Origin of the sequence: Priestia sp. YIM B13489 (assembly GCF_042787645.1) — a bacterium.
Classification (GTDB): Bacteria; Bacillota; Bacilli; order Bacillales; family Bacillaceae_H; genus Priestia; species Priestia megaterium.
On sequence record NZ_JBHZOQ010000053.1, the window covers coordinates 2,695,318 to 2,709,585 of the forward strand.

Sequence of the window (14,268 nt, forward strand, 5' to 3'; positions counted from 1 at the left end):
CCTCATTTTCTTTTAATGCTTTCTATATACAAAAGCTATTACTATTTCTCCTATTATATTTCATAATGGATGGAAAATGGTAAATAAATAAAAGAAGCTTCCTTTAGGACTCTAAAAATCTACGAAAATATAGAGAGTAAAGAATTATATCACTCAAAAAGCACTACATCCAATCCGTTTCTGCGGTAACAGGTTAGAAGCGTATACAGTTCTGCACGGTGATGGTATAAATGAGACTGAATTTCAAGCAGCCACTCAAAACGTGTATACGTGCATCCCCAATAGGATGTCTGCAGTGAAAATAGCTTTTGTTCGTCAAAAGAAGAGTAAACTGCTTTTAGCTGATTGAAGCCCTCTACTAAAGCTACTTTGAGTTCAAGCTTTGTATAAGCTGGATGCTGCAGATAAAAGTCATTCATTTTATCTGCAGAGTAGCCTAAGGAAATATAATAGTCTGCACTGCAAATGAGACATAAATGCTGAAGCAGCTCTTGAATAGACCGCTTGTGAGGGAGGGGACGATAAGCAAGCTCTTCTTCTGTAACGTCATTAATAATTGCGGTTAGGGAATGGATGTTAACGTTTATTTGATTAAATACCGTCTCACAATACGAATTCATATATTCACATCCTTTTTATTCAACTAAATACCGCATTTTTTGATCGAGCCAGTACTCTGATTTTTCATTGTTATCGAGCTTAATATAGCAATCGACAATTTCATCATAAATGAATTCCTTTTCTTCTACTAAATCAATAAATTTAATGAGTAAAAATACGGCTTTTGAAACTTTTCCATTCTCACAAAGCCATTCTTTCATCCAGATTAATAAGTCAAGAAGAATAATCTCTATTTTTACTCGGATATCAAGGAACCAATCGTCATAAATCGTTGTTAAATAATGAGGAACTAATTGGTGCAGTCGCTGTTCAGCTTCCTTAAATTTCAACGCCGGATCAGACTGTTCGGTAATCCACTGAAGGTCAGTTAGTAAGTCTAATCCATCGCTTGACACATCGGCGTTTAAAGAAATGAGCTGCCTGTTAACAAGTAAAACTGGCTCTTCCTTTTCTGCGTTCAATAACTTTTTTAAATGAGACAAGTAGACGCGTAAATTCTTTCTGGCATTGCTTAAAGGTACATCAGGCCACAGCGCTTCGCATAGCTGTTCTCTGCTGATAGAATGATGAAAAATAAGATATAGTAAAATTTCTTGAGCAAAGCGCTTATTCCAGCCTTCTGTAATAAGCTGGCCATTTACATATACGGAAAAAGAGTACAAAAAATCTACTTTAAGAGAGGGTGTATGTGCATGAAAATCTTTTTGTATATCTATAGCTGTGTCACTTTCCCAGTTCTTAAGTATTTTCATAGGATCATTCTTTAAAGAAGGTAATTGTTGTGTATTACTCTTAATAAAATCTATAACAATTTCTTTGAGTAAAGCTGTTTTTTCTTTTACTAGAAATGAAGAATGAGCGTTAGGTATGGTCATATGACTGTAGTTTTTTAAAAACATCGTTTTTGAAATCAGATACTGTGATGAAAGCAGCAAATCATGTTGGCCAGATAAAGTGAGTACAGGAAGTGAAATACTAGTCAACTCTTGAAATAGATTGTCTGTAATAGATAGTTTAAGAAAGCGGAAATATACCCCGGGATCCATTTTTTTTAGTCTTTCAATTACCTGTTGTATGTTTGTAGGTTCCAGACTCTCTAGTTTGCCTAATTCGAAAATTTTTTCTACCGGTATTTGGTTTTTACTTTCTTCGTTGTAACATCTCTTAATCTTTTGAAGGGTGCTATCGGAATAAAAAGGAAGAGACAATAGTATCAGTCCTTCAATAAGAAATTCATAGCGAGCAGCAAATTTAACAGCGATTTGTCCTCCAAATCCCACTCCAACTAAGTAACATTTTTTTATATGTAACGTATGTAATAAGTGGAAAAGATCTTCAATATGAGCCTCGAACGATATCTCCCCTGTAGCGGAGGCGCTGTTTCCTGTCTCTCTCAAATCGTATTGAATAACAGAATAATGTTGGGTTAATTCTGCAGTAATAGAATCAAAAAGCGTATGATCAGTGATAACAGAATGAATCATCACAATGGTGTCTGTCTGGTCAGTGAACGCGGGCGAATGAACTTCATAGTAAATTTTTTCTGTCGCCGTATGCAGAAAAGGCATAAAAACAATCCTCCTAGTGTCTAACTGTAGCGTTTGTGTAACGGTAAAATTATTATGATAAGAATAGACAAAAATTTCAAAAAAATAGGTGCTTTTTAGTAATTAAAAAATGTCTAATGTTCTAGTAATATCCATTATACTGTAAAACCATAGTGAGAAATAAGAGAGAATGCCCAAAAATAGAAAAAAGAAAACGTTATCAATTTCGAAAAAAGAAGAAAGGAGGAGAATTATGAATTTTAAAGACGAAAATACGTTAGACTTAGAATGGGTTATGCTCATAATGGAAGCAAAACAAACAGGTATAAGCATCGAGGAAGTTAGACAATTTTTACAAAGCATTAGTTCAAATGCTTAGCCGATACAATGATAAGGGAATAAATCGTTCCCAAGTATAGATAACCTTTATAACCAGTCTCAAGCTATCTTCACTAGATGCATAATCACCCTTTTTTAGATGTATAATCACCCCTTTATGGTAAGAACGTTTATTTATAATGCACGGTAAAGTGAAATTATGGTATTATTATCGATAAGTAAGCATTAGTAAGGGTGATTAAAATGACAATTGGCCAACGTATTCGAGATCTCAGAACGAAACAAGGAATATCGCTAACAGAACTTGCAAACCGAGCGGGTGTTGCTAAATCCTACATATCTTCAGTAGAAAGAGGAATTCAGCTCAACCCATCTATTCAATTTCTAAACAAAATTTCTACCTCATTGAACGTGAGTATTGATAGATTAATTCATGAGCCTATGGATAAATCTGAATCGTTGGATATTGATGATGAGTGGCTTGAGTTAGCAAAAGAAGCAGCGGAGTCAGGAATAAGCAAAGAGCAGTTTAAACAATTTCTTGAATTTCAAAAATGGCAGCGGGCAAAGCAAGATTAACTTCGCGGAATATACATAAAAGAGAACTTACATAGAATAACTGCTAAAAAATCATGATTACAAAAAAGAGATTCCATTTATCTATGGAATCTCTTTTTTAGGCTTAAGAAGAAATAAAATGGGACGAGAATTCTTTTTCTCGCTGAAACTGAATACGTTCAAGAGTTATTAATTTAGGCTTTCTTTTCTGTTCAAACTGTCTCAATGTTTCTGAAATCTCTTTGTTTTGATAAAAAACTTGATGCAGTAAGTCAGACAGTAAGTCAGCGTCTTTTAATGACTCGTTTAATCCAAAAGCGCCAGTGGGGGTCATCGTATGAGCAGCATCCCCTAATAATAACAGGTGATGCTTTGACCATACTTCGCTTATGCTGCTTTGCACAGAAAGAAGCGTAAAGTCTGACCACGACGTAATAAACCTTTCTATTGAAAGGTTTAAGCTAGGGAAAGCGTCTATTAAACGCTGAATAAACGGTCTAAACGATTGTTTCCGAAGAGCAGGATAGCTGCCTTTTTCAATATTCCATCCGATTTGAACAAAGCCTTTTGCTTGAGAAAAAAGCGCCACCTGCTGCTGCTTCACAAGTGCAAATTTAATAGAAGGCTCCCAATTGGCTGGTGCAGGAATTTTCGCCCAAAGCAAATCGTATCCATGATTGTGGATATTGGTTTTTATGTGCGCAAGTTTGCGAACAGTTGAATATCGACCATCTGCTCCAATAATGATTTTACTTTCAACTATTATTTCACCTTGGCCTTTTTGCTGAGCTTTTATTCCAGTATATTGGCCTTTTTCATTCTGCATTAGTTCCGTTATTTTTGTGCCCAGCATAAGTTTGTAGGAGGGATGGATGCTTGCTTGGTTATTTATAGACTGAAGGAGATGCTGCTGTGGCACATGAATTCCTGCATGTCCAAGTTCAGATTCTATCGTTTTGAATATATGTCCATCCTTCCAGTATTCGACCCTAGACATTCGAAGGAGGCCTAAGCTTTCAATTTCTTCAAATATATGATGTTTCTTAAGAATCATTTCTCCATTTTCATTTAAATGTTCGCCTCGAAATTCTTTTCCAAGCGTATCAGATCTCTCTATCAGTATAGTTGATATATTTTGTTTAGCCAGTAGATAGGCCAGTAGAGCACCGCCTGGTCCGGCTCCTATTATACACACTTCTGTTCGATAGTTCATTTTCTTCACCTTGTTTGTTATATGCAATTAAGTTACTTTTAGTAAGTATATTAACTTTTATAAATGTTAATGTCAACTTTTTTATAGCTTTTCTTCTATGAAATTCGCTCTTTGGACAAAACACAAATAAGGTTCTATATAATCAAAGTCAAAGATTAAGTTTTATGGTAAACTAAAATACACAAATTATTTTGAATAATTTGTATAAAAAGGTTAAATTTCAAAATTGTTGAGAAAAAGCACGGTTGGAAAGCTGCAGGATTTTTAGCAAGAAGAGTAGAGATCGTTTCTGAAAATTCTAGCAAACTCCAATTTCGACTGGAGGATGATTATGACAAAAGTAGAACATTATATTCAAACATTGGGTAACAGTGCAGATTTGCTAACAAAAAGGCAGACAAGCATTTACTTCGAAAAACTTTCAAACACCTTTCCTTTTTTAACAATCATGCAAATTAATTGGAGAAAAGTATTAATTAAAAAGTCCACCCGGCATATTGAAGAAATCAAAAAATGGCTTCAAGAGATGAATATAAAAGAACATCAGGTTGTTTTATTCTGGAAACGAGCAACTAAAGCTGTAAGCGTCGATTTAGCTCAGGCTTTACTGTTTTTTCAACAAACAGCTGATCTGACAGAAGAAGCATTTATTTACTGTCCGTCTGTTGACTATGTAATTGAGTATTTTAAAGACGGTAAAATGATGATTGGTTTAGCAGCACGTTAATTAAAAGGAAAAAAAGCTGAGAGAGGAGGCGAATTAGAACTTCTTCACTCAGCTTTTTATGCATATAAAATCTAAAAAATACGAAACATAACGTTATTTACAACATAAATTACCTTCTCTTTATAATTAGTGGGAAAAGTATTGACATTTTCCATAAAACAAATATAATTAACATTAATCATATTGTTAATTGTAAAAAGAGCGATCAGGAGAAATGATGAATGTCGAACAATAAAGCAATGACGAATCAAACGAAAAAAGAATACCCTAAACCCTATGGCTATACGTCAGATATTGCTGTATTTACGATTGTGACGGAAGAAAAAGAACCATACAAACCACCTAAAATGAGTTTGAAATTAATGCTTATCCAACGAGCAATGGTGAATGCAGAGGGAGAAAAGAACAGCGAAGCAGGAAAGTGGGCGCTTCCCGGCGGATTTGTCCATCCTGATGAATCAGCTTTTGAAGCGGCCAAAAGAGAGCTCGAAGAAGAAACTGGCGTAAAGGATATTCATTTAAAACACTATGGTGTCTATGATGAGCCTGGCAGAGACGATAGAGGATGGGTCATTACAAACGCACATTATGCAATCGTCCCAGAAGATAGTCTAATAAAGCGAAAAGCGAATGATGATGCCGCTCGAGTTGAATTGTTTAAAATAGATGAAATCTTTTCATTGCCTTTAGCTTTTGATCATGAAATCATCATTCGAGATGCAATCAAGGAAATTAAGAAAGATTTATTGCAAACGACCATTGCCCAGAAATTTCTGCCTTCTCAGTTTACATACTCTGAGCTGCAGGCTGTGCTGCTTACCGTAACGGATGATGCAGCGATTAAAAGTGATCAGGCCTTTGCACGAAAAATAAGAATGCTGCCATTTATTGAAGAAGTAGACGGAAAAACAACGACGAGAACGTCTAAAAAACCAACAAAGCTCTACCAGTTTGTTGAAATGAATGTGATGAAGCCAATCTATACAGCACGCTATTAAAAGAAAAACTTTCAATTTAAATAATTAACAATATGTTAACTGTTAATTTTTACGTATGAGGGGGAAACATAATGAAAAAAGCACTGATTAACATCGATTATACAAATGATTTTGTAGCTGAAAACGGAGCTTTGACATGCGGAGAACCAGGGAGACAAATAGAAACATTCATAAGCGATATTACGCGTCAATTTATTGAGCAAAACGAGTATGTGGTGTTCGCCATTGATTTTCATAAAGAAAATGATTCCTTACATCCAGAATCAGCGCTGTTTCCGCCTCATAATGTTGAAGGTTCTGCAGGAAGAGAGCTATACGGAAAGTTAAATGATTTATATAATGTGTATCGATCACAGGCAAATGTAGAATGGATGAATAAAACGAGATACAGCGCATTTGCTGGAACAGATCTGGAGATTAAACTTCGAGAAAGACAAATTACCGATGTCTACTTAGCAGGTGTATGTACGGATATTTGTGTACTTCATACAGCAGTAGATGCCTATAATAAAGGATTTGCTATTTATATTTATGAAAAAGCCGTAGCAAGCTTTAATCAAAAAGGCCATGAGTGGGCGCTTGAACATTTTAAATCTTGCCTCGGGGCAGAAATTATTTAAGGACATAAAAGTGGAGGAAATCAATGAATATGTTTACAGATGACAGCGTAATGCTACACACCGATTTATATCAAATTAATATGGGAGAAACGTACTGGGAAGATAATATTCATCAAAAGAAGGCTGTTTTTGAAGTTTTCTTCCGCAAACTTCCTTTTGGAAATGGCTATGCTGTTTTTGCTGGATTAGAAAGAATTATTGAATATATTAAAGCATTTAAATTTAGCGAATCAGATTTAACCTACTTGCATGAAGAATTAGGTTTTAAAGAAGATTATTTAGCTTACTTAAAAGATCTTACGTTTACTGGAACGATTCGATGTATGCGTGAAGGTGAGCTTGTATTTCATAATGAACCAATTTTACGTGTAGAAGCACCATTAATTGAAGCTCAGCTCGTAGAAACAGCTATTTTGAATATTGTGAATTACCAAACGCTGATTGCGACGAAAGCAGCTCGAATCAAACATGTAGTAGGAGATCAAGTGGCAATGGAATTTGGAACACGCCGCGCTCAAGAAATGGACGCTGCCATTTGGGGAACAAGAGCAGCCTATATTGGCGGATTTGGTGCTACTTCTAACGTGCGAGCAGGAAAGAAATTTGGAATTCCAGTTGCAGGAACGCATGCTCATGCCATGGTGCAGGCTTATAAAGACGAATATATTGCATTTCATAAATATGCTCGTCGCCATAAAAACTGCGTGTTTCTAGTTGATACGTACGATACGTTAAAATCAGGAGTTCCCAACGCCATTAAAGTAGCAAAAGAATTAGGCGATAAAATTAATTTTACAGCGATTCGCTTAGACAGCGGCGATTTAACATATTTGTCTAAAAAAGCTCGTCAAATGTTAGATGAAGCAGGGTTTACAGAGACAAAAATTGTTGCTTCCAACGATTTAGATGAAGATACGATTATGCATTTAAAGTCGCAAGGGGCACAAATAGACATGTGGGGGATTGGTACTAAGCTCATTACTGCATATGATCAGCCCGCGCTTGGTGCAGTGTATAAACTCGTTTCTATTGAAGGAGAAAATGGCGAGATGATGGATACGATTAAAATTAGCGCAAATCCTGAAAAAGTGAGTACACCAGGATTAAAGCGCGTATATCGTATTATTAATAATTTGAATGGGAAATCTGAAGGGGATTATATCACGATGGAAGACGAAGATCCTCAAAGCGAAGAACGTTTAAAAATGTTCCATCCTGTTCATACGTTTATCAGTAAATTCGTCACAAATTTTGAAGCAAAAGAACTCCAGCATGATATCTTTGTAAACGGAGAGCTTGTGTATGAAACAGAAGAACTTCAGGAAATTCAGCAGTACGTAAAAGATAATTTAGAGCTGCTTTGGGATGAATATAAGCGCACGCGCAATCCTGAAGAATATCCAGTAGATTTAAGCGAAAAATGTTGGGAAAATAAAACGCGTCAAATTGCGTACGTAAAACAAAAAGTAGCAGAAGCCCTAAATAAAAAATAGTAGGGAGCTGGAGACATGTCAGATACGCTTGCTTATTTTCAACAGCTAAACCCTGATAAAAAAATAGATAAGCTTTTAGAAAAAGGAGCGAAAATTGGTATTTATGGTTCTTCTTTTGATCCGGTTACCAATGTTCATCTTTGGACGGCATCAACGGTTGCGCATCGAAAGAAGCTAGATGCTATTATCTTTTTGCCTTCATCGCACAAACGAACAGATAAAAAGCTCCAGACGTTGGATGAGCACCGTGTAAATATGGTTAGCTTAGCGATTAAAGATAACCCCAAATTTTTGCTCGATACGTATGAGCTAGACGTATTGCCGGGCTATCATTACACATATTACACTATGGAGCACTTTAAAAAATTGCTTCCACACGCTGATTTATTTTTTATTATGGGAGCCGACTTACTGCAAGATATTGGTGAAGGCAAGTGGAAGAAAGCAGATGAACTTATTAGTAAAAACCAGTTTATCATCATGGCAAGAGAGGGAATAGACATGTTGAAAGCTATTAGTCATTCTCCTTTGCTTCGAAATTATGACGACGGCCGGTTTCAGCTTCTTGATAAAGGGCTGGCGATGGAAATCAGCTCTACTTATATTCGTCAAGAATTTGCCCGGGGCGGAGAACCAAGATATTTAATGCCTGATCTCTGTTATTTTTATAGTAAAAAACATGGACTGTATCAGTAAGAAATCTACATATAATGGAAGGAGAGCATGTATCATGTCAGACATGCAAGAAAAAATAAGAAAAGAGCTACATGTGAAATCTGAAATTGATCCAGCACAAGAAATTCGTGCCCGCGTTGATTTTCTGAAAAGCTACCTAAAGTCAGCAAATGCAAAAGGCTTTGTATTAGGTATAAGCGGTGGGCAGGACTCTAGCTTAGCTGGACGATTAGCACAGATTGCTGTAGACGAATTGCGAAAAGAAGAATATGAAGCAAAATTTGTAGCCGTTCGCTTGCCCCATGGCACGCAGCATGATGAAGCGGATGCGAAGGCGTCACTAGAATTTATTAAACCTAATGAAACATATACGTTTAATATTAAAAACACGGTGGAAGCATTTGAAAGTTCGTTTACAGGTGCGACAGATATAGCGCTGTCTGATTTTCATAAAGGAAATGTCAAAGCACGTACGCGTATGATTGTACAGTATGCAATCGGAGGAGAAAACGGCCTTTTAGTTATCGGAACCGATCATGCAGCAGAAGCAGTAACAGGCTTTTTTACGAAATACGGAGATGGCGGAGCAGACGTGCTGCCTCTAACGGGACTAACAAAACGTCAAGGAAAAGCATTGCTAAAAGAATTAGGTGCAGATAAACGATTGTATGAAAAAGTACCAACAGCTGACTTGTTAGATAATAGTCCTGGTCAATCTGATGAAACGGAATTAGGAATTTCTTATGATGAACTAGACGATTATTTGGAAGGAAAAGAAGTATCACAAGAAGCCGCTGAAAAAATTGAACAGCGCTATCGTATTACGGAACATAAACGTCAGTTACCGGCTAGCATGTTTGATGAATGGTGGAAATGAGAGAAATGCCCATATTAGGTATATCTAATATGGGCATTATTTTGACTTATTTCTTTCATAAAACAAAAAAGAGGCGGAAAAAGTGTAATTTAACAAATTGTTTTCTCATACACACTTTGTTATTCTTACGCACTTTGGTATAATGAAGTGCTTTTAATATTATTGAGGAGGAACATTTTTTATGGCAGTTGAAGTAGGTAGCAAGGTACAAGGTAAAGTAACAGGTATTACTAATTTTGGAGCATTTGTAGAATTACCTGGAGGTCAAACTGGGCTTGTACATATTAGTGAGGTAGCTGACAGCTATGTAAAAGACATTAATGACCATCTTAAAGTTGGTCAAGAGATTGAAGTGAAAGTCGTTAATGAGAAAGACGGAAAAATTGGATTATCGATTAAAAAAGCAATAGATAAACCTGAAAGACCCTCATCTTCTTATTCACAACGCCCGCCACGTCAGGCAAGAAATAATGATAATCGTTCTAAAAGCAACTTCCAACCAAAGGAAAACTTCGAACAAAAAATGGCGCGTTTCTTAAAAGATAGTGAAGATAATTTATCTACACTAAAACGCAGCACTGAATCAAAACGAGGTGGCAGAGGCGGAAGACGCGGATAAATCCCTTCCACTTTAACTACTTTATTATATAGCTGAAGCAAGCCAATAAAAATTGGCTTGCTTCTTTTTTGTAATAGCTTAAGTACATGCGCTAGAAGAGTAAAGAGAAGGTTAGGTACTACTTGGTTGTAAAGTAGATGCCAATAGTGACAAGTGATGAGAGAAGATCAAGGATGAGTAGGATGAAATTTAAATCTATCATAATCATGCCTCCCTTTGTGCGAGCGTTGACGTTAGTATCTGCAAGATCTCATTTTATTATTCGTAATTTTTTAAAATTTCATTTAATTAAGTGCGATATTTTATATTAAATTAAACTATGTTCTAAATAATAAGTGATAAAATAAAAAACGCTCATAAGAACAATTTTCTTAAAATAATAAAAAAACCTTATAAGTAAGCAAAGGAAAAGTAGGAATGAGTCCCTGATAAAAATAGCTAAATTAACAGAAATTCGTCAGTATTCTTGTATATTCATCTAATCTCTTCATAATTTTAGGAATAAAAAAGTTACATAAAGAAGAGAAACAGACAAAATTCTTTATTTTTTGAGCATTAGTGCTTAATTTGCACGAATATATAAAATGATTCCATAGACTCAAGGATTTTATAGTAATATATAGAACTTCCATACTATTCTAGTTTTTAACTCACTAGCTAAGCGAAAGATGCGTATGTTCTGGGGATGAAGGCATACATAGTAGCACGAAGTATAGAGAGAAATGGAGAGGGAAAACAAAATGAAAAAAGTATCAATTCGGTCTGTATTAAGTACAGTAGCATTTTCGGTTGCTTTATCTTCTTTTGCAATGGGAGCATCCGCCAACGGAAATTCAAAACCAGCGCTTGAACCGTCTTTAGTTAAAATTCAAGGAGACTATAACTTAAAGTCGGCTAAAAAAGTAAAAGTTATTGTGGAGTTAAATGAAGAGTCTGTAGCGGAAGCAAAGAAAAAAGGAGTAGCGCAAAGTAAAGGAAAGATTAAAAAAGCGCGTGACGAAGTGAAAAAAGAGCTTTCAAAAGCCTCTAAAACTTCAAAAGTAAAGCGTGAATATGACCAAGTGTTTTCCGGGTTTTCAGCGGAACTTCCGGCTAATGACCTTGAAAAAGTAGCAAGTTTGCCCGGAGTAAAAGCTATTTACCCAAGCGTTGAATATCATACAACAGAAGTGAAATCGAAAGAAGTGAGCGCGGAAGAATACGGTTCTGAAATGGATAAAAGCATTTACTATGTGGGAGCAGATCAAGCGTGGAAATCAGGGTATACAGGTAAAAATATGACCGTAGCCGTTATCGATACAGGCGTTGATTACGACCACCCGGATTTAAAGTCAGCGTTTGAGAAATATAAAGGATGGGATTTTGTAGATGATGACAAAGATCCTCAAGAAACGCCTGCTGGAGATCCAAAAGGCGAAGCAACAACGCACGGAACGCACGTAGCAGGAACAATTGCAGCGGACGGGAAAATTAAAGGGGTAGCTCCTGATGCTCATTTACTTGCTTATCGTGTACTAGGGCCAGGAGGAACAGGTACAACAGAAGACGTGATCGCCGGTATTGACCGTGCGGTAGAAGACGGAGCGGATGTAATGAACCTGTCGCTTGGAGATACGATTAATAATCCGGACTTGGCAACGAGTATTGCATTAGATTGGGCAATGGAAGAAGGAGTAGTTGCCGTTACGTCAAATGGAAACAGTGGACCAGCTAACTGGACAGTAGGGTCTCCGGGAACATCTCGTGAAGCTATTTCAGTTGGTGCAACTCAGCTTCCTTACAATTTGTATAAAACGACATTAACTGTGGATAACGCAAGCTATGCTTCAGCTGAAGTAATGGGCTTTCCAAATGACAAGGCATTACTAGATGCAAGTGGTAAAAAGTATGAATTTGTACCTGTCGGACTCGGAAAACCAGAAGACTTTGAAGGAAAGGATGTAAAAGGAAAAGTAGCGGTTATTTCTCGCGGCGACATTGCGTTTGTAGACAAAGTTGACAATGCGAAAAAAGCCGGTGCTGTGGCAACGGTGATTTACAACAACGTAGAAGGGACAATCCCTGATATTCCAGGCACATCTCTGCCAAGTATTCGCCTATCAAAAGCTGATGGACAAGCTTTGGCAGCTTCTTTAGCAAAAGGATCCGTTACGGGCTCTTTTACTGCAACATTTGATCAGACAGTTGATGAAACAATGGCTGACTTTTCATCTCGCGGACCGGTTGTTGATACATGGATGATTAAGCCGGACATTTCGGCACCTGGAGTCGATATCATCAGCACAGTGCCAACCAATGATCCAAGCAACCCTCATGGATATGGATCAAAGCAAGGAACAAGTATGGCAGCACCCCACGTAGCAGGAGCAGCAGCGTTAATTTTACAGGCGCATCCAAATTATAAAGTAGAAGATGTAAAAGCATCTTTAATGAATACAACGGAACTGCTTCGTGACCGCAACGGGCTGGTTTATCCTCATAATACGCAAGGTGCAGGAAGCATGCGCGTAGTAGATGCAATTAAAGCAAAAACGCTTATTACACCAGGAAGTCACTCGTACGGTGTCTTTTATAAAGATAAAGGGAAACAAGTAGAAAAACAAAGCTTTAAGATTAAAAATCTATCAAATCACAGTCAAAAATACTCGGTCAAAGTAAAATTTAAGAAAAGCCATCAGGCAATTGACGTTAAATCAACAAACGATTTAGTTGTTAATGCAGGAAAAACGCAAAAAGTAAACCTGAATGTAAAAGTAGATGCAGGGAAATTATCTCCTGGCTATTACGAAGGGACAATTACCGTAAGTAACAATAAAGAAACGTACGATGTTCCAACCATCTTATTTGTAAAAGAGCCGGATTATCCTCGCGTTACTTCTGCGTATGTAGATGTACTTGGAAATGGATCATTTGAATACGGCAGTTATTTACCAGGCGGAGCAGAGAAGCTTAGCTATTACATTTACGATGCAACGTTAGAAAAAGGGGAATTGTTAAGTTCGTATACGAATGTAGGAAAAGGATTCTCTAGCGCAACGTGGGACGGAAAGATTAATGGTGAAGCTCTTCCAGCGGGAACGTATTATTTATACGCAGAAGCAGTAAAAGCAGGTCAGACGACCGGTTCTTTAGGAGAATTCGAAATTAAATAAATAAAAAAAAAGAGTGCCAGTCTAACTGACACTCTTTTTTTATTGAGCCGTATATCCACCATCGATTACAGCAGCTTGGCCGGTTACGCCTTTTGCTAAATCACTTGCTAAAAACATGGCATAATCTGCAATTTCATCGACAGCAAGCAAGCGCTTTTGAGGAACAAGAGGATAAATGACTTCTTCTAGTACTTTTTCAAGCGCTACATTTCGCGTACGTGCCAAATCTTTTAATTGATTTTGAACAAGCGGCGTATCAACATAACCAGGGCAAATCGCATTTACCGTAATGCCGTGCTCTGCACCTTCAAGAGCAGCCACTTTCGTTAAGCCAATTACGCCGTGCTTAGCGCTATTGTACGCTGCTTTTCCTGAGAAACCAATCAAACCGTTAATGGAAGACATGTTCAAAATGCGGCCGAATTTTTGCTTTTTCATAATAGGAAACGCATGCTTAGTCGCAACAAAAGGTGCAACAAGCATAATTTTCGTTAAAAGTTCAAATTTTTCAGTAGGAAATTCTTCGAGAGGGGAAACAAATTGCATGCCAGCATTGTTAATTAATACATCAAGGCGGCCATATGTTTCAACCGTTTGAGCAATCATTTGTTCAATATCACTTTCCTTTGTCACATCTGCTTTAATGCCTAATGCTTCGTAGCCTTTTGTCTTCAATTTATCTGCTGCTTTCTTAACGCCATCTTCATTTAAGTCAGTTAAGACAACAGTCGCTCCGTCTTCAGCAAAGCGCTCACCAATTTGATAACCAATACCCTGAGCTGCACCTGTAATTAACACAATTTTGTTTTCAACCATCGTTTTTTCCCCC

Annotated in this window: 14 protein-coding genes; 10 read left to right on the forward strand and 4 right to left on the reverse strand. The window is 37.0% G+C overall.

Features of this window, described 5'->3' with window-relative positions:
* Positions 1–149 precede the first annotated feature (149 nt).
* Both ACFX4W_RS19550 and ACFX4W_RS19555 read right to left on the reverse strand, forming a co-directional pair.
* Positions 150–620: a DinB family protein gene (locus ACFX4W_RS19550; RefSeq protein WP_043982232.1), complete on the reverse strand. Its 471-nt coding sequence runs from the start codon at positions 618–620 to the stop codon at positions 150–152.
* 15 nt (positions 621–635) lie between these two features.
* Positions 636–2,189 (reverse strand): alpha/beta hydrolase, encoded by a 1,554-nt coding sequence (locus ACFX4W_RS19555; protein WP_043982234.1) that lies wholly within the window; start codon positions 2,187–2,189, stop codon positions 636–638.
* Positions 2,190–2,421: 232 nt separating this feature from the next.
* On the opposite strand from ACFX4W_RS19555, the gene ACFX4W_RS19560 reads away from it, so the two are divergent.
* Both ACFX4W_RS19560 and ACFX4W_RS19565 read left to right on the forward strand, forming a co-directional pair.
* Positions 2,422–2,547: an anti-repressor SinI family protein gene (locus ACFX4W_RS19560; protein WP_013083022.1), complete on the forward strand. Its 126-nt coding sequence runs from the start codon at positions 2,422–2,424 to the stop codon at positions 2,545–2,547.
* A 203-nt stretch (positions 2,548–2,750) separates the two neighbouring features.
* Positions 2,751–3,086 carry a helix-turn-helix domain-containing protein gene (locus ACFX4W_RS19565; RefSeq protein WP_013056901.1) on the forward strand — a complete coding sequence of 112 codons (336 nt, stop codon included), beginning with the start codon at positions 2,751–2,753 and terminating at the stop codon, positions 3,084–3,086.
* A 103-nt stretch (positions 3,087–3,189) separates the two neighbouring features.
* Here the strand turns inward: ACFX4W_RS19565 and ACFX4W_RS19570 are convergent, their stop codons facing one another.
* Complete coding sequence (locus ACFX4W_RS19570) at positions 3,190–4,278, reverse strand: FAD-dependent monooxygenase (RefSeq protein ID WP_043982235.1); 1,089 nt, start codon at positions 4,276–4,278, stop codon at positions 3,190–3,192.
* A gap of 331 nt (positions 4,279–4,609) precedes the next feature.
* Between ACFX4W_RS19570 and ACFX4W_RS19575 the strand changes: the two genes are divergently transcribed.
* The 8 genes from ACFX4W_RS19575 to ACFX4W_RS19610 all read left to right on the forward strand — a co-directional run bounded on the left by ACFX4W_RS19575 (position 4,610) and on the right by ACFX4W_RS19610 (position 13,439).
* The gene (locus ACFX4W_RS19575; protein ID WP_013056903.1) at positions 4,610–5,005 is read left to right on the forward strand and encodes a CDI toxin immunity protein; all 396 of its coding nucleotides are present in this window, start codon (positions 4,610–4,612) and stop codon (positions 5,003–5,005) included.
* Between the two features lie 221 nt (positions 5,006–5,226).
* Entirely contained in the window at positions 5,227–6,003 is a 777-nt protein-coding gene (locus ACFX4W_RS19580; RefSeq protein WP_043982236.1) for an NUDIX domain-containing protein, read from the forward strand.
* Between the two features lie 71 nt (positions 6,004–6,074).
* Positions 6,075–6,623, forward strand: a complete 549-nt coding sequence (locus ACFX4W_RS19585) for a cysteine hydrolase family protein (protein WP_043982237.1) — start codon at positions 6,075–6,077, stop codon at positions 6,621–6,623.
* Positions 6,624–6,646: 23 nt separating this feature from the next.
* Entirely contained in the window at positions 6,647–8,116 is a 1,470-nt protein-coding gene (locus ACFX4W_RS19590; protein ID WP_043982238.1) for a nicotinate phosphoribosyltransferase, read from the forward strand.
* 15 nt (positions 8,117–8,131) lie between these two features.
* A complete protein-coding gene (gene nadD / locus ACFX4W_RS19595) occupies positions 8,132–8,812 on the forward strand; it encodes a nicotinate (nicotinamide) nucleotide adenylyltransferase (RefSeq protein ID WP_025752246.1) in 681 nt (226 codons plus the stop codon).
* Positions 8,813–8,846: 34 nt separating this feature from the next.
* The gene (nadE, locus tag ACFX4W_RS19600; protein WP_013083029.1) at positions 8,847–9,668 is read left to right on the forward strand and encodes an ammonia-dependent NAD(+) synthetase; all 822 of its coding nucleotides are present in this window, start codon (positions 8,847–8,849) and stop codon (positions 9,666–9,668) included.
* Between the two features lie 181 nt (positions 9,669–9,849).
* Entirely contained in the window at positions 9,850–10,287 is a 438-nt protein-coding gene (locus tag ACFX4W_RS19605; protein ID WP_013056909.1) for a S1 domain-containing RNA-binding protein, read from the forward strand.
* A 740-nt stretch (positions 10,288–11,027) separates the two neighbouring features.
* Entirely contained in the window at positions 11,028–13,439 is a 2,412-nt protein-coding gene (locus ACFX4W_RS19610; RefSeq protein ID WP_043982306.1) for a S8 family serine peptidase, read from the forward strand.
* Between the two features lie 39 nt (positions 13,440–13,478).
* On the opposite strand, the gene ACFX4W_RS19615 is transcribed toward ACFX4W_RS19610, so the two are convergent.
* Positions 13,479–14,255 (reverse strand): 3-hydroxybutyrate dehydrogenase, encoded by a 777-nt coding sequence (locus tag ACFX4W_RS19615; RefSeq protein WP_025752250.1) that lies wholly within the window; start codon positions 14,253–14,255, stop codon positions 13,479–13,481.
* Positions 14,256–14,268: the final 13 nt, after the last annotated feature.